Raw genomic sequence first — 15,392 nt, 5'->3', positions numbered from 1 at the left:
TCTCGCGGCGTTGGGGAGCCCTCTTGCGAGGGTATCCAAGGCGTTATCCGCTTGCCCTGTTCCGGCCCCCGGTCTTCCGTTTGCATGCCTGGCGCGGGCTGCTTCCCGAGTGGACACGAGCCCGGGGCCGTGGCTAATCTGGATGTCCGCAAGACGGCCTGGCCGCCCATGGCGGCAGGCGCAAGGGAGGACCATTCCATGACAGGTCATGGCACCGGGCGGGGAGGAAAGCGCTCCTTGGTGTGCGTCGATGGCGACTGGCTGGAGGGCAATCCCGCCCTGTTGGGCCCGGCGACGCATGGGGTCTGGATGGCCTCCACCGTGTTCGATGGAGCGCGTTATTTCGACGGCATGGCTCCCGACCTGCTGCTCCACTGCGAACGACTAACCCAGTCGGCGCGTGTTCTTGGGCTGGAACCCTGCCTCACCGGGGCCGAAATCGCCGAACTGGCGTGGGAGGGCATCCGTCGCTTTCGCTGCCGCTTCGAAAGCAATGCCGACCTGTATATCTGTCCGATGATCTATGGGGAAACCGGCTTCATCCTGCCCGATTCCGATAACGCGCGCCTGGTGCTGTCGCTGTGGGAATCGCCCATGCCCGCGCCCGACGGCTTTTCCGCCTGCCTGACGCCCTTCCGCCGCCCCGCCCGCGACATGGCGCCGACCGACGCCAAGGCCAGCTGCCTGTATCCCAACGTGGGGCGCAGCGTGCGCGCCGCCCAGGCCCGCGGGTGCGACACCGCCGTGGTCCTGGATCCGGCGGGGAACGTGGCCGAGTTCAGCTACACCAACCTGTTCTTCGCCCAAGGCGCCCAGGTGATCACGCCCGCGCCCAACGGAACCTTCCTCAACGGCCTGACCCGGCAACGGATCATCGGCCTGCTGCGAGGCGTTGGCGTCGATGTGGTCGAGCGTAGCGTGGAGTTTCAAGAGCTGCTGGAAGCCGACGAAATCTTCGCCACGGGCAATTACTTCAAGATCAGCCCGTGCGTGCGGCTGGAAGACCGGCCCCTGGCCCCGGGTCCCTGGTACCGCAAGGCCCGTGATCTGTACTGGGCCTTTGCCCGCGATAACGCGGTGTAAAAAAACGGCGGCCCGGTTCGGGCCAGCGGGGCCGGGCTGACGGGGCGGGGCCTCTGCCCCGATCGGCTGGATCCGGGGCCCCCGCCCCGGTCGGCGGGATCCGGGGAGGGGAGACCTGGAATCCTTCCCGGGCCGGCGACCGGAGCGCCAGCCCGGGGGAAAACCCTTGGCCTGTATCAGGCGGTCTTCAGGCTGAAGCTGTTCATCAGCTCGCGGGAACGGGCGCTCACCGGCTCCATCGCGCTCTTCAAGGTGGTGTTGGTCATCTCGGTGACCTTGCGGGACTGGGCGATGAACGCCTCGACCGAATCCTTGAAAATCTTGGACTGAACGGTGGCAACCTCGACCGGGGTCTTGCACGACGCGATCGCCTTCGAGGCCTCGATGGCGGTGTCCACCGACTTGCCGGCGTAGCCGAACGCCTCGCGGTAGACCTCTTCCATGCCCTTGCTCAGGGTTTCGGTAAAGGTGGTCGCCGCTTCCAGGTTGTCCTTGTTGAACTTCACCAAGTCTTCGTAGCTCTTCATCATGGATCCGATCCTTTGCATCAAGGGGAGAGGGTCCGGATAACCCTGAACGCCGCCTCCGTGTGACCGGCCCGATCCATGAATGTCCGGAGAAGCGGACGCTCGCGGGAGCGGGGTCAGGGCATTGTGCGGCGCAACATGAGTTTGGAATGCCTCATTCCGCGCTCTCTGTCAAGGGGAATTTGTGCGCTGCACAAAACCGGCGGCCCGGGCTTCCAGCCGGCGGGCCAGGAAGCGCGAAAGCGCCGGTCCGGTCAGCAGCACCACCAGCATCCGCGACATTTGCATGGCCATGACAAAGGGCAGATCCACCGGTCCCGACGCCGCCACCACCGCCACGGCGTTGACCCCGCCGGGGCTGGTCGCCAGGTAGGCGGTCAGGGGATCGACTCCGGCCAGGGGAACCAGAAGGGCGGCGAATCCGGCGCAGATCCCCATCAACGCCACGATGGCCCCGATCACCCGGGGCAGGGCGTGGGCGACGGTGAGCATCAAGGGGCGGGTGAAGCGCAGGCCAATGCTCCAGCCGATGGCGCCATAGGAAGCGGCCAGCAGCCAGGGGGGCAAGGCCAGGGGGCCCAGGCCACAGGCGGGAACGAGAACCGCCAGGATCATGGGAAACAGCAGCGAGCCCGCCGGCAGGGGCGTCAGGCGGGCCGCCCCGATGCCCAGGGCGAGGACGGCCACGGTGGTGGCCAGATCCCAAGGCGCGACCGGGGCCAGCCAGTCCATGGCCGGCGCGGCCGCGCCGGTGGTGGAGGTCCACAGCCCCGTGACCAGCGAGGCCGACAGGGCCACCAGGATCACGCGCAGGAACTGCATGACGGCGACCAGGCGGGAATCGGCCCCCCAGGCCTCGGCCATCACCACCATGGCCGAGGCGGCCCCCGGCGCCGATCCCCACAAGGCGGTGGTGCCGGGCAGGGTCTGGCGGCGGGCCATGATCCAGCCCAGCCCGGCGCTGGCCCCGATCACCGACAAGACGCCGCCCAGGAACACGGGCCAGTCGTTCAGGATTTCCCCCAGAACCCCGAGGTCGAGGCCGGCCGCGATCTGGATCCCGATCATGCCCTGGCCCAGGGCGATGGCGGGCCGGGGCACGCGGGGCGCCCGGTTGACCAGCGCCACCGCGACGCCGGCGGCCAGCGGCCCCAGCAGCAGCGCGGCCGGCACGCCCGCCCAGACCAGGCCGGCGGTCACGGGCACGGTGACGGCCCCAAGCAGGGCCCAGCGACGCGGCCAGGACGCGGAAGGGGACTCGGACACGGGGATGGATCCTCCCGGATGGTCGCGGCCCCGGACCCCCCGCCCGCCCGGGCGGGGCGGGGGGTTACGGGGTGCCGTCGGGCTTGCCGACGATGACGGTGGTCAGGCGCGCGGGATCAAGCAAACGCTTCGCCACCCGCCGCAGGTCGTCAAGCGTCAGGGCTTCCAGGGCGGCGTTGCGGGTGTCGATGTAATCGGCCGGCAGGTTGTAAAAGCGCATCGACGCCAGCATGCCCGCCACCGATTCGGTCGAGGTGAAACGCAGCGGCCAAGCTCCGGTCAGGTAGGTGAGCGCGTCGGCCCGTTCCTGGGCGGTGGGGCCGTCGCTGGCCATGCGCGCCCACTCGGCCTTCATGACCGCGAGGGCTTCCGGAAGGCGGGCGTTCTGGCTCGCGATGCCGGCCATCCACAGCCCGGCCTTCTGATAGGGATACAGCGCGCTCCACACCCCATAGGTCAGCCCACGCTTTTCGCGCACCTCGTCCATGAGCCGGCTGCTGAACCCGCCGCCCCCCAGGATGTGGTTGACCACGAAGGCCGCGTTCCAGTCGGGATCCGAGCGCTTGAGCCCGGGCTGGCCCAGGAAGGCGGTGCTTTGCGGCACGTCGAAGGGCACCACCGTGGTCGAGCCGTCAAGGCGCGGCGTGGCCTCGGGAACCACGGGGGCCTGGGTGTCGGGCAAGGGGCCAAAGGTGCGATCAAGCAGCGGCGCCAGATGCGAGGCATCGATGGCCCCGGCCACGCCAATCGAAAGGTCGGCCCGGCTGAGGTGCGCGGCGGCGAAGGCCCGCACGTCGTCCTGGGTCAGGGCGCGCACGGTTTCCTCGCGCCCTTCGTCGTCGTGGCCGTAGGGGTGATCGGGGAAGACCCGGGCGAACCAGGCTTTTTGCGCGAGCGCGTTGGGGTCCCCCGCCTGCTGGCGCAGCGAGGCCAAGGTGGCGGCGCGCATGCGTTCCAGGGCGTCGGCGTCGAAGCGGGGATGCGTCAGCGCGAGGCCGAGCAGGCCGAAGGCTTCGTCCAGGGTGTCGGTGGTCGTGCGCAGGCGCACGGTCAGGGTATCGCGCCCGGCGTCGAAGGACAGGTCGATCGCCAGATCCTCCAGCCGCTGCTGGAAGGCCTGGGAGTCCAGGTCGCCCGCGCCCTCGTCGAGCAGGCGCGTCATCAAGGTGGCGAGGCCTTCCTTGCCGGCGGGATCCAGGGTCGAGCCCGCCGGGATCATCACGGTCATGGACACGATGGGCAAGGTCTGGTCGGCGGCCAGATAGGCGGTCAGCCCGAGCGGACTGGTCACCGTTTCCACCGACAGCGCGGCGGCGGGCCGAACCCCCATGCCGGCCCCCGTGCCCAGAAGCAAGGCCAGGCCGGCGCCGATCAGCGGTCGCAGAAAAGAACGCGTCATGGCCGGTCTCCGGAAGCAGGCGGCTCGGAAGCGGAAGGGGACGGCGCGAGCGCGGCCACGGCGGGGAGCAACAGGCCGGTCACCGCGTGGTCGCGCTGGCCCAGCACGGCGCGGGCGGCGGCCATGACCTGATCCGGGGTCACGGCGCGGATGCGGTCGGGCCAGGTTTCCACGGTATCGATGGACCCCCCGGTGCTGAGCGCGCTGCCCAGGACCCGGGCCCCCTCGGAAAGCGAGTCGCGGGCATAGATCAGGCCGGCGGTCAGGCGGTGACGGGCGCGGGCCACCTCGTCGTCGCTGACCCCCTCGTTCAGAAGGCGCTGGATCTGGTCGTCCAGGGCGCGGGCCAGGGCCGTGGTTTCCACGCCTTCATGCGGCACGGCTCCCAGGGTGAAGGTCCCGAAGTCGAGGGCGTCGGTGCGATACCACGCGGCCACCGACACCGCCAGCGGCTGGTCCACCACCAGGGCCCGGTAGAGCCGGCTGGTCGATCCGCCGCCCAGCAGGTCGGCCAGCACCGCGAGCGCGGGGGCGAACCCTTGCGGATCCGCCGAGCGCGACGGCGCCACGTACAGGCGGCTGAGTTCGGGTTGGTGAACCTGGGGGTGATGCATGGTGACCACCACGTCGGCGGCCGGCGGCAAGGTGCCCGGGCGGCGGCGTTCGGGGGTGGGACGGGCGGCCACGGCGCCAAAGGTCTTTTCGGCCAGCGCGCGCACCCGCGCCACATCCACGTCACCGGCGATGATCAGCACCGCGTTGTTGGGCGCGTAATAGTGGGCGTAGAAGTCCAGGGCATCGGCGCGGGTCAGGCGGGTGAGGTCGTCGTCCCAGCCGATCACCGGATTGTGATAGGGGTGGGTGCCCCACAGGATTTGCCCCAGGCGTTCGCCCAGCAGGGCCGAGGGATCGGTGTCGGTGCGCTGGCGCCGTTCCTCGCGCACCACCTCGCGCTCGGTCTGGAAGTCGTCCTCCGACAGGCGCAGGTGCGCCATGCGGTCGGCTTCCATGCCCATGACCAGCTCCAGGCGGTCGCGGGCGATGGACTGGTAATAGGCGGTGTAGTCATCGCCGGTGAAGGCGTTGTCCTGCCCGCCATTGCGCGCGATGCGCCGCGAGAACTCGCCCGGGGGAATGGACTTGGTGCCCTTGAACATCAGGTGTTCGAGCAGGTGGGCGAGGCCGGTCTTGCCCGGGGGCTCGTCGGCGGCGCCCACCTTGTACCAGACCATCTGATGGACGACCGGGGCGCGGTGATCGGGCAGCACCACCACCTGCAGCCCGTTGCCCAGGGTGAAGGTTTCCGGATTGAACACCTGGGCGGGGGCGGGGCCGGGATGGGCCACCAGGCCCAGGGTCAGGCCCACGGCGGCCGGCCATCGGCCCGAGGTGGCGCCTGAAAGGGCACGAAGGCGCGCGCCCGGCCCGGAGCCAGGGCGTCGGCGGGACAAACGGAGTCGGAGCATGAACAACGGGTTCCTTGTGGCGAGGCAGGCCCCGTATCCTTACCCGGAGCGGGGCGGCCTGACCGCGAGGTGGGGCGAAAAACGCCCAAGGACAAGGGGCAGGCCAGCAAGGCGATCAAAAAGGCATGCAAAACAGCCCGCCGGACAAGGGCGGGCTGAACTCGCGACAAGCGAGAGCGGTCGACGCGAAGGAAGGGCGGCCGGACGCCGACGGCCGCCGGAGTCGATCAGCCCGCGGCCTGGATCTTCAGGAGCTGGCGGCGCACCTGGCGCAGCTCAACCGGCAGATCGGAAGGCGTGGCGTTGAGCAGGAAGGCATCGATGCCGCCCTTGTGCTCGACGGTGCGCAGGCCATGGGCCGACAGGCGCACGCGAACCGGCTTGCCCAGCATATCGCTCATCAGGGAGTTGACCTGAAGATTGGGCAGGAAGCGGCGGCGCGACTTGATATTGGAGTGGCTGACGTTGTTGCCGGACTGAACGCCTTTTCCGGTAACAGGGCAACGGCGGGACATGAGGCCGATCCTTTCGCGACGTCTGACGAGGGCATGGGTTTTCGCGGAGGGCGCGTTCTTACGCGCCCCCCACGCTGGCGTCAAGGAAAAAGCGCGCCCGGGCGGGGCGGGCCTCAGGGATCCCCGGGCAGGGAGTGCCGGATCCCGTCTCGAAACCGGCAAAAGCTGGGGGAGCGATTGCGATCCATGTCCATGTGCGGCGGGATGGTTCGCGCCCACGCGCATTTCGCCTCGCCCGTGGGAGGAAAGCCCAGGCGCTTCAAAGCGGCCGCGCCTCCGGGGTGGATGGCATCGGCCAGCAGTTCCCAGGTCCCGCACACGCTGTCTTGCTGGTAGGCATCAAGCACTCCGGTGCGCGCCTCGGGGTAGGCCGCCAGTACCGCCTCGCGATCCCCCAGAAGCCAGGCCTCTCCTTCCTCGATCGCAAGGCAGAACAAGGTCGGAGGGTGGGGATCGCAGTCCTGCCAAACAGCTTCCAGTTCAGCCCGGAATGCCGATTCGTCGCGCCGGTCCAGATCGCACACCACGATGACCAGGGCTGGATAGCCGCGAAAGGCCTTGCCGTATCCTCGAAGCAGGGCGGGCAACCGGTCGAGGAGGATACGCTTCCTGGGGTCCTTTTGTTTTCCCAGGTCCTTGGGGAGGCCTCCAATCCCCTTGTAGGCGGTGATTTTCCAGGTATGGGGTGTTCCTTGGGGGCCCACGATTTTGGGGATGATGGTTTCCAGGGCGATCTTTCCCGATTGGTCCTCGACCAGGATTTCAAGGTGCATGGCGCTACCGGGGATCAAGATAATCGCTGTACCACAGGCTCCCCAAGGGCAGCCCTTCCTCCACCAGATGGCGGATCAGCGGATCGTCGCCCGCCCGGCGGATGGTGGAGAAGCCGTCGGCGCCCTTTTCCAGAATCCAGGTTTCGTCAGGGCTCAGGGCGTCGACGAACACCGGCTGGTGGGTGGTGATGAACAGTTGCGAGGCATTCTTCCGGCCTGTGGCATGGTTGCGGAACTCCCGGGCAAGGTCTTGTAATAGCTTGTGATACAAGCCGTTTTCGGGTTCCTCGATGCAAATGAAGGGGGCCGGATCGGGGTCTTCGAGCAGCAAAAGGTACGTGAACAGCTTCAAGGTTCCGTCGGACATCTGGCCCACGTAAAACGGATGGCTGAAGCCGTCACTGTGGAAGCGCAACAGCAAGAACCCGTCTTCCGTCTGCACGGTATCGATGGTGCGAACCCCGGGAATTTTCGTTGAAATCCGCTGCAGCACCTTGGCAAAGCGTTCCTTGTGTTCACGCTCCATGTACTGCACGACATTGGAGAGATTATCGCCTCGAACATTCAGGTGCTTCTGGGGGCCGGCGCGAGGGCGTCCCCGCGCGGCGCTGGGGTCGAAATAGCTCAGATGCCAGCCCTGAAGAAAGGTGCGAAAGCGGGCGATGCGCTTGTGATCCTTCAAGGCCCCCAGGGTCGCGATCCCCAGGCGCCGGTTGTCAACCAGCGTTACCTGTTCGACCTCGGCCGATTCCTCGGTCGCGCGCAGGGGATCTTGGCGCTCCAGGTCGTCTTCTTGAAGATCGCTCGCCACCGCCTGTCCCTTCCAGGCCGCCCCTCGCCCGTGATGAAGGTACAGGAAGGAAAACGGGCGCCCGCTCCCCTGGCCTTGACGGCGCTGGCGCAAGCGTTCCTCGATCACCACCGGGCGCCCTTTGTGCAGGCCGATCGAAAGCTCGTAGGTGATCGGCCGCTCTTTGAGGGCTTCGCGATAATAGAGTTCGAACTGGATGGGGCCTTGGGCGCCCGCCGAAATCAGACGTCCGAACCCACCCCGTTCGGGATGCTCGCAGGCTTCTTCCACGCCAAAGGCCAGGCAATCGCCCAAAAAACCGAAGGCGTCGAACAGCGTTGTCTTGCCGGCGCCATTCTTGCCAATCACGGCGACCAGGGGGGTCAGGGCCGGGTTCTTCTGCTGGTTCCAGAAACGGCCCAGGGCGACATCGCGCAAGGCACGGTAGTTGCGAATCCGAAATCCTTCAAGGATGGGCATGCCTTCGGTCTCCGCTTTCCGGGGGGCTCACACGACGAAGATGCTGCCCAGCACGCCCAGGCCAAAAAGCAGCAGGGCCGAGCCCGACAGGCGGTTCAGCCAGGTCAGCCACAACGGGGTGAAGTGGCTGCGCACCGCGCCGGCCGCCGCCGACAGCACCGCCCACCACAAGGTCGAGCCCACGAACACCCCCAAGATCAGCTCGCCCGCGCTCAGCACGTTGTTGCGGTCGGTCACCACGCTGAACGAGGCGAACACCGCCATGAAGGCGAGGACGGTACCGGGATTGGTGAGCGTGATCATGAAGGTGGAGAGGAAATCGCGGATCAGCCCGGCGTGGGTCGTGCCCTCGGGGGTCAGGACCGCCGGCCGGCGCAAGGCCCGCGCGCCAAGCACCATCAAGAACAGGCCGCCCACCAGCGAAAGCTCGACCTTGTGCGTGGTCAGGAAATCGTTGACGAAGCGCAGGCCCAAGGCCGCCACCGCGCCATAAAACGTATCAGCCGCCGCGGCCCCCAGGCCGGCAATGAAGGCCGCCAGCCGGCCATCGGCCAGGGCCTTGCGAATGCACAAAATGCCAACCGGACCAACCGGGGCCGCGATCAGGAAGCCAACGACGACGCCTTTTAGAAACGGATACAGGGTGATGCCTCCGCGAGTCTCGCGCCCGAGGCCAGGCCAGGGGCGGCGCGCTTCTCCTTGTTTCCTACAGATAGCCCTCCCGGCCGGCCAGGCAAAGCCCCAAGTCGTTGGAACCAGGGAGGCGGGGGAGTTCTTTTGCGCTGCGGGAGGCTTGTCACGCGACGCAACAAAGCCTAAGGTTCAAGCGGTCGGGGCGCAATATCCTTTCCCCGGCTCTCCCGCGTCGGGTACTTCTGTCGCCATTGATCGCGCGGGGGTGGTTTCACCGCCGGGGCCCCGCCCCCTTTAGCACGAGGGTTACCGACCATGGCCTTGTCCGCGCGTCCGCGCCGCAGTGTCCTTTACATGCCCGGTTCCAATGCCCGGGCCCTGGAGAAGGCCCGATCCCTGGCCGCCGACGGCCTGATCTTGGATCTGGAGGACGCCACCGCTCCCGACGCCAAGGAATCGGCCCGCGCCGCCGTGTGCGCCGCCGCCCAGCCCGGTGCCTATGGCAAGCGCGAGGTGTTGATCCGGGTCAACGGGCTGGAAACCCGCTGGGGACACGACGACATCGTGGCCGCCGCCCGGTCGGGCTGCGACGGAATCCTGCTGCCCAAGGTGGAAAGCGCCGCCACGGTGCGCGCCGCCGAAACCATCATGGAAGCGGCCGGCGCGCCCGCGTCGATGAGCCTGTGGTGCATGATGGAAACCCCGCGTGGCATCCTGGAAGCCCCGGCCATCGCCGCCGCCACCCCCCGGCTGGCGGGGCTGGTCATGGGCACGTCCGACCTGGCCAAGGACCTGCATTGCGCCCACACCCCCGATCGTCAGCCGATGATCACGGCCCTGGGGCTGTGCCTGCTGGCCGCGCGCGCGAACGGGCTCGCCATCCTCGATGGGGTGTATCTCGACTTGAACGACGACGAGGGCTTCGCCCAGGCCTGCCGCCAGGGGGTTGATCTGGGCTTCGACGGCAAGACCTTGATCCACCCCAAGACCATCGGCGTGGCCAACGAGGTGTTCGCGCCGTCGGCCGACGAAGTGGCGTGGTCCGAGCGCATCATCGCCGCCCACGCCGCCGCCGAGGCCGAGGGCAAGGCCGTGGTGCTGGTCGATGGCAAGCTGATCGAAAACCTCCACGTGGCCAACGCGCGCCGGATCGTGGGTCTGGCCCAGCGTATCGCCGAGCTGAACGAGGATCTGAAGGGATGAGCAAGACCAATCCGGGCCATTTCTTCGAGGATTTCCAGCTGGGCCAGGAACTGGTCCACGCGACGCCGCGCACCGTGACCGAGGGCGACGGGGCCCTCTACACGGCGCTTTATGGCTCGCGCTTCGCCGTGTCCTCGTCGGCCGAGTTCGCGAGGGCGCTGGGCTTCCGGGGGGCGCCGCTCGACGACTTCCTGGTTTTCCACGTGGTTTTCGGCAAGACCGTGCCCGACATCAGCCTGAATGCCGTGGCCAACCTGGGCTACGCGCGCGGGCGGTTCGGGGTGCCGGTGTACGCGGGCGACACGATCCGCACCACCAGCCGGGTGATCGGCCTCAAGGAAACCTCCAGCGGCAAGACCGGGGTGGTTTACGTCAACTCGGTGGGGACCAACCAGCTGGGCGAGGTGGTGTGCGATTATGTGCGCTGGGTGATGGTCCACAAGCGCGATCCCCAAACCCCCGCCCCCGATCCGGTGGTGCCCGACCTGCCCGAGCGCGTGGGCCCCGAGGACCTGTACGTGCCCGAGGATCTGCGCCTCGCGGGCTACGACCTGGAACTGGCGGGCTCCCCCCACCTGTGGGAGGACTACGCGCCGGGCGAGCGCATCGACCATGTGGACGGCATGACCCTTGAGGAAGCCGAGCACATGATGGCGACCCGCCTGTGGCAGAACACGGCCAAGGTCCACTTCAATCAGTTCGAGCAGGCCGGCGGCCGCTTTGGCCGGCGTCTGGTTTATGGCGGCCATGTCATCAGCCTGGCCCGCGCCCTGTCCTTCAATGGCCTGGGCAATGCCTTCCGGGTGGCGGCCATCAACGCCGGCGCCCATGCCAACCCCAGCTTTGCCGGCGACACGGTGCATGCGTGGTCGGAAGTGCTGGAAGCCGCTCCCGTGCCCGGGCGCGACGACGTGGGCGCCTTGCGCCTGCGCACCGTGGCCACCAAGGACCGGCCATGCGCGACCTTCCCCCACAAGGACACGGATGGCCGGTTCCTGCCCGAGGTGGTCCTGGATCTGGATTACTGGGTGTTGATGCCCCGCCACGCCGCCCTGGGGTAGCCGGGCGGCCCATCGCAACCGACGAGAGGGGAGGGGACGCGCGGCCTCTCCCCTTTTTTGCGTCTGGTGGGTTGGGGCTTGCGTTGGATCTCGCATGGGGCTATCGTTTTCCAAATTAAGAAAACGACAAAGGCGTTTTCCCCATGCTTGAGACTTTCGAAATCGTGGCCAGGGCCGTGGCCGATCCCACCCGGGTGCGACTTTTGAAGCTGCTGGAGCGCGGCGAGCTGTGCGTGTGCCAGATAACCACGGTTCTGGACCTGGCGCCCGCCACCGTGTCCAAGCACCTGGGCACGCTCAAGGGGGCCGGTCTGGTGCAGCAGCGCCGCGACGGCAAGTGGGTATACTACCGGCTGGCCGAGCGGGCCTTCAATCCGTATGCCCGCGCCTTCCTGGACCTGGTGGCCGGGGCACTGGACGACGATCCCACGCTGCGCGACGACGCGCGGGTTCTGGCCGAGGTCACGGCCACGCCGCTGGCCGAGGTGTGCGCCCGGGGGCGGGCGGCCTTGAACCGCGAGGCGTGCGTCCCTCTGGCGTGCTCCAGGACCGGGCTCCATTCCTCGACCGAGGGAGAGAGGCCATGACCCCCCCGTCCGATCCGCTCACGGTTCTGGTTCTGTGCACCGGCAACAGCGCGCGCAGCGTGATGGCCGAGGTTCTGATCAACGCCCTGGGGGCAGGGCGCTGGCGGGCGTTCAGCGCGGGCAGCCACCCCACCGGGCGGGTGCACCCCCTCACACTCGCGGTGCTGGCCGAGCACGGGCATGAAACCGGGGGCTTGCGGTCCAAGTCGTGGGACGAGTTCGCCGGGCCCGGGGCGCCATCCGTCGATCTGGTGATCACCGTGTGCGACAACGCCGCCGCCGAGGTGTGCCCGGTGTGGCCGGGGCATCCCGCCAAGCTACACCTGGGCTTTCCCGACCCGGCCGCCGCCCAGGGCACCGAAGCCGAGCGTCTGGCCCGCTTTCGCGCGGTCTACGGCCAAATCGAGGCCCGGGTGCGCCGTTTGATCCTTCTTGGACCCGAGCGGGCCGGGGAGGCCTGAATCATGAGTCTGTTCGAGCGCTACCTAAGCGTTTGGGTGGGGGTGTGCATCGTCGTTGGGGTCGGCCTGGGGCATGTGTTCCCGGCCCCCTTCCAGGCCCTGGCCGGGCTGGAAGTGGCCCAGGTCAATCTGCCCGTCGCCGGGCTGGTCTGGCTGATGATCATTCCCATGCTGCTGAGGATCGATTTTGGCGCCTTGAGCCAAGTTCGCGCGCAGTGGCGGGGGATCGGGGTCACCGTGTTCGTCAACTGGGCGGTCAAGCCATTTTCCATGGCCTTTTTGGGCTGGCTGTTCATCAGCCATCTGTTCCGGCCCTGGCTGCCCGCCGATCAGATCGACAGCTATATCGCGGGGCTGATCTTGCTTGCCGCCGCGCCGTGCACCGCCATGGTGTTCGTGTGGTCGAATCTGTGCCGGGGAGAGCCGCATTTCACCTTGTCCCAGGTGGCGCTCAACGACCTGATCATGGTGTTTGCCTTCGCGCCCCTGGTCGGCCTGCTGCTCGGCCTGTCGTCGCTGAGCGTGCCTTGGGAAACGCTCCTGCTCTCGGTCGGGCTTTACATCGTGGTGCCGGTGATCGTTGCCCAGATCGTCCGTCGCGCCCTGCTGGCCCACGGGCCCGACGCCCTGGCCCAAACCCTGGCCCGGCTGGGGCCGCTGTCCCTGGGGGCCCTTCTGGCGACCCTGGTGCTGCTGTTCGGCTTTCAAGGCGAGCAGATTCTGGCCCAGCCCCTGGTCATTGCCCTGCTGGCGGTGCCCATCACCGTCCAGGTCTATTTCAACAGTGCCTTGGCGTACTGGCTCAACCGCAAGGCGGGCGTGCCTCACTGCGTGGCCGGACCTTCGGCGCTGATCGGGGCCAGCAACTTTTTTGAACTGGCCGTGGCCACCGCCCTGGTGTTGTTCGGCTTTCAGTCCGGCGCGGCCCTGGCCACCGTGGTCGGGGTGCTGATCGAGGTGCCGGTGATGCTGTCGGTGGTGAAAATCGTCAATGCCAGCAAGAACTGGTACGAGGCCCGATGATGACACCTTTCCTTCCCCGGATGACTCCCCTTTCCGGCGCCGATCCGGCGTTGCGCGCCGCCTTGGAGTCCGAATCCCTGCCGGTCGATGATCTGGGCGACGAGGGGCGTGTGTTCTTCGTTTTCCACGACGATCAGGGCGCCCTGATGGGGTTCGGCGGCCTGGAGCAGCACGGGGCGCTGGCCCTGATGCGCTCGGTGGTTGTGGTGCCCGAACGGCGAGGCCAGGGGCTGGGGACCGCGTTGCTGAGTGCCCTGCTGGACCATGCCCGCGCCTTGGGCTGTCGCGACGCTTACCTGCTGACCACCACGGCGGTCGCGCTCGGGCGGCGGTGCGGTTTTCGGTTCCTGCCCCGGGACGAGGCGCCAGGCGTGATCCGGGCATCGCGTCAGATGGCCTCCCTTTGCCCCGCGTCCGCCGTCTTGATGACCCGTTCCCTGTGACGGGCGAAAGAACCGATCATGCTTGCCCTGTTCCCCTGGCTTGCCGACGCGCTGACCTACCGGCTTCTGGCCCTTGATCCGGGCACCCGGCTGGCCGAGGCGGTTCATTTCTTCATCGAGGACACCAGCAAGATTTTTGTCCTGCTGATCCTCATCGTGTTCGTGATGGGCCTGTTTCGCACCCTTCTGGCTCCCGAACGGGTGCGCCAGATCCTGGAGGGCCGGTCGCGGGCGCTGGGCTATGTCCTGGCCGTTACCTTGGGGGCGGTCACGCCGTTTTGTTCGTGCTCCTCGGTGCCGTTGTTCATTGGTTTCCTGGAAGCCGGGATTCCGCTGGGCGTGACCATGGCGTTTCTCATCACCTCGCCTTTGGTCAACGAGGTGGCGGTGGTCATCCTGGCGTCGGTGGTGGGCTGGAAGCTGGCGGTGGTGTACGTGGCCACCGGCCTGGGGGTGGGGCTGATCGGCGGGGTTCTGATTGACCGCCTGCGCCTGGAGCGCTGGGTGGAAGGCTATGTGTGGCAGATCCGCATGGGCGCCGTCGCGGTGCCGGGCCAGGCCCCGGGCCTTGGGGCACGGGTGCGCTATGCCTGGGGCGAGGTGCGCGACATCGTGGGGCGGATCTGGCTCTACGTGCTGATCGGGATCGGCATCGGCGCCGCCCTGCACGGCTACGTCCCCCAGGATCTGTTCGCCCGCTATGCCGGGCCGGAGAATCCGTTCGCGGTGCCGGTCGCGGTGCTGATGGGGCTGCCCCTTTATTCCAACGCCACCGGGATTATTCCCGTGGCCGAGGCCCTGCTGGCCAAGGGGGTGCCGGTGGGCACCACGATTGCCTTCATGATGAGCGTGGTTGCCCTGTCGCCGCCCGAGTTCATCATGCTGCGCAAGGTACTGAAGCCGGCCCTGCTCGTGTTTTTGGGGATTTTCCTGGCCCTGGCCTTCGTGGCCGTCGGCCTGCTGCTCAATGGCCTGTTTATGTAAATGCAAGGAGAGATATCGATGAAATCGATCAAGGTTCTGGGGTCGGGCTGCAAGACCTGCGTCAACACCGCGAAGCTGATCGAGGACAAGGCCCGGGCCCTGGGCGTTGCCATCGAGATTGAAAAGGTCACCGACATGGCCGCGATCGCCAGCCACGGGGTGATGCGCACGCCGGGCGTGGTGGTTGATGGCACGGTCGTGCACGCCGGCGGCATGCCCCAGCCCGACGCGGTCGAGGCGTGGCTGAAGGGCTGAGGCGCTCGCGCGGGGAAGGGGGCTCAGGCGGAGCCCGTTTCCCCGTCCGGTTCCCCCACGTGCACGGCCAGCCACACGGTGGGCTGGTCGGGGGCGGTGGCCTCGACGCGGTGGCGGCGATGGGGCGCGATCAGGGCCCAGGTGCCGGGCCCGAGCGGGCGGGGGGCGGGCTCGTCGGCGAAACGCAGCACGGCGTGGCCGCTGACCACCATCACCCATTCCGTCCAGGGCTGATCGTACCAGAAGTCGGGCGGGCTGGCCTGGCCGGTGGACACAATGCGTTCGATCCGCACCGGCCCCGCGTCGACTCGGGCCAGGGTTTCCAGGCGTTCCTGGCCGGGATCGCCCGCGAGAGGATCGAACAGCGAGGGCAGGGGGGCGCTCATCGGGCTTTTCCTTATCCTGGGGGCGTGGTGGCCAGGGCAAACGGGTGAAGCCTTGGA

The 15,392-nt window shown here is 67.8% G+C and carries 18 protein-coding genes; 9 read left to right on the top strand and 9 right to left on the bottom strand.

Translation table 11 applies throughout. The features are described from left to right. The first annotated feature begins 198 nt into the window (after positions 1 to 198). Positions 199 to 1,083: a branched-chain amino acid aminotransferase gene (locus ROR02_RS13645; RefSeq protein ID WP_147164592.1), complete on the top strand. Its 885-nt coding sequence runs from the start codon at positions 199 to 201 to the stop codon at positions 1,081 to 1,083. A 176-nt stretch (positions 1,084 to 1,259) separates the two neighbouring features. Here ROR02_RS13645 and ROR02_RS13640 read toward each other — a convergent pair whose 3' ends face one another. The 8 genes from ROR02_RS13640 to ROR02_RS13605 all read right to left on the bottom strand — a co-directional run bounded on the left by ROR02_RS13640 (position 1,260) and on the right by ROR02_RS13605 (position 8,902). Then, on the bottom strand, positions 1,260 to 1,613 hold the full coding sequence (locus ROR02_RS13640; RefSeq protein ID WP_147164591.1) for a phasin family protein: 354 nt from the start codon (positions 1,611 to 1,613) through the stop codon (positions 1,260 to 1,262). A gap of 168 nt (positions 1,614 to 1,781) precedes the next feature. Next, complete coding sequence (locus ROR02_RS13635; RefSeq protein WP_246135550.1) at positions 1,782 to 2,876, bottom strand: AbrB family transcriptional regulator; 1,095 nt, start codon at positions 2,874 to 2,876, stop codon at positions 1,782 to 1,784. A 64-nt stretch (positions 2,877 to 2,940) separates the two neighbouring features. Then, positions 2,941 to 4,275 carry a M16 family metallopeptidase gene (locus ROR02_RS13630; protein ID WP_174823031.1) on the bottom strand — a complete coding sequence of 445 codons (1,335 nt, stop codon included), beginning with the start codon at positions 4,273 to 4,275 and terminating at the stop codon, positions 2,941 to 2,943. Beyond that, a complete protein-coding gene (locus tag ROR02_RS13625; RefSeq protein WP_147164590.1) occupies positions 4,272 to 5,741 on the bottom strand; it encodes a M16 family metallopeptidase in 1,470 nt (489 codons plus the stop codon). Before ROR02_RS13625 ends, ROR02_RS13630 begins: the two co-directional genes overlap by 4 nt. 227 nt (positions 5,742 to 5,968) lie before the next feature. Beyond that, entirely contained in the window at positions 5,969 to 6,256 is a 288-nt protein-coding gene (rpmB, locus tag ROR02_RS13620; protein ID WP_147164589.1) for a 50S ribosomal protein L28, read from the bottom strand. A gap of 113 nt (positions 6,257 to 6,369) precedes the next feature. After that, positions 6,370 to 7,029 (bottom strand): hypothetical protein, encoded by a 660-nt coding sequence (locus tag ROR02_RS13615; RefSeq protein WP_174823030.1) that lies wholly within the window; start codon positions 7,027 to 7,029, stop codon positions 6,370 to 6,372. Positions 7,030 to 7,033: 4 nt separating this feature from the next. After that, a complete protein-coding gene (locus tag ROR02_RS13610; RefSeq protein WP_147164588.1) occupies positions 7,034 to 8,299 on the bottom strand; it encodes an AAA family ATPase in 1,266 nt (421 codons plus the stop codon). 27 nt (positions 8,300 to 8,326) lie between these two features. Beyond that, the gene (locus ROR02_RS13605) at positions 8,327 to 8,902 is read right to left on the bottom strand and encodes a LysE family translocator (protein WP_281291046.1); all 576 of its coding nucleotides are present in this window, start codon (positions 8,900 to 8,902) and stop codon (positions 8,327 to 8,329) included. 345 nt (positions 8,903 to 9,247) lie between these two features. Between ROR02_RS13605 and ROR02_RS13600 the strand changes: the two genes are divergently transcribed. From ROR02_RS13600 to ROR02_RS13565, 8 genes are all read left to right on the top strand, one after another. Continuing rightward, positions 9,248 to 10,135: an HpcH/HpaI aldolase/citrate lyase family protein gene (locus ROR02_RS13600; RefSeq protein ID WP_147164586.1), complete on the top strand. Its 888-nt coding sequence runs from the start codon at positions 9,248 to 9,250 to the stop codon at positions 10,133 to 10,135. Then, positions 10,132 to 11,196 (top strand): MaoC family dehydratase, encoded by a 1,065-nt coding sequence (locus ROR02_RS13595; protein WP_147164585.1) that lies wholly within the window; start codon positions 10,132 to 10,134, stop codon positions 11,194 to 11,196. The genes ROR02_RS13600 and ROR02_RS13595 overlap by 4 nt, the downstream gene beginning before the upstream one ends. A 143-nt stretch (positions 11,197 to 11,339) precedes the next feature. Then, a complete protein-coding gene (locus ROR02_RS13590) occupies positions 11,340 to 11,783 on the top strand; it encodes an ArsR/SmtB family transcription factor (protein WP_147164584.1) in 444 nt (147 codons plus the stop codon). Next, positions 11,780 to 12,244 carry an arsenate reductase ArsC gene (locus ROR02_RS13585; RefSeq protein WP_147164583.1) on the top strand — a complete coding sequence of 155 codons (465 nt, stop codon included), beginning with the start codon at positions 11,780 to 11,782 and terminating at the stop codon, positions 12,242 to 12,244. Before ROR02_RS13590 ends, ROR02_RS13585 begins: the two co-directional genes overlap by 4 nt. 3 nt (positions 12,245 to 12,247) lie before the next feature. Next, positions 12,248 to 13,267 (top strand): ACR3 family arsenite efflux transporter, encoded by a 1,020-nt coding sequence (gene arsB, locus ROR02_RS13580; protein ID WP_147164582.1) that lies wholly within the window; start codon positions 12,248 to 12,250, stop codon positions 13,265 to 13,267. Beyond that, positions 13,264 to 13,710: an arsenic resistance N-acetyltransferase ArsN2 gene (gene arsN2 / locus ROR02_RS13575; RefSeq protein WP_170245119.1), complete on the top strand. Its 447-nt coding sequence runs from the start codon at positions 13,264 to 13,266 to the stop codon at positions 13,708 to 13,710. Before arsB ends, arsN2 begins: the two co-directional genes overlap by 4 nt. 18 nt (positions 13,711 to 13,728) lie before the next feature. After that, positions 13,729 to 14,694 carry a permease gene (locus tag ROR02_RS13570; protein WP_174823029.1) on the top strand — a complete coding sequence of 322 codons (966 nt, stop codon included), beginning with the start codon at positions 13,729 to 13,731 and terminating at the stop codon, positions 14,692 to 14,694. Positions 14,695 to 14,712: 18 nt separating this feature from the next. Then, positions 14,713 to 14,949 (top strand): thioredoxin family protein, encoded by a 237-nt coding sequence (locus ROR02_RS13565; RefSeq protein ID WP_147164580.1) that lies wholly within the window; start codon positions 14,713 to 14,715, stop codon positions 14,947 to 14,949. Between the two features lie 23 nt (positions 14,950 to 14,972). On the opposite strand, the gene ROR02_RS13560 is transcribed toward ROR02_RS13565, so the two are convergent. Beyond that, the gene (locus ROR02_RS13560) at positions 14,973 to 15,335 is read right to left on the bottom strand and encodes a cupin domain-containing protein (protein WP_147164579.1); all 363 of its coding nucleotides are present in this window, start codon (positions 15,333 to 15,335) and stop codon (positions 14,973 to 14,975) included. Positions 15,336 to 15,392 lie beyond the last annotated feature (57 nt).

The sequence above is a fragment of the Pararhodospirillum oryzae genome (assembly GCF_007992075.1).
GTDB classification, from domain to species: Bacteria; Pseudomonadota; Alphaproteobacteria; order Rhodospirillales; family Rhodospirillaceae; genus Pararhodospirillum; species Pararhodospirillum oryzae.
The sequence above is the reverse complement of the archived record's forward strand: the minus strand, read 5'-3'. Positions and strand labels throughout refer to the sequence as shown.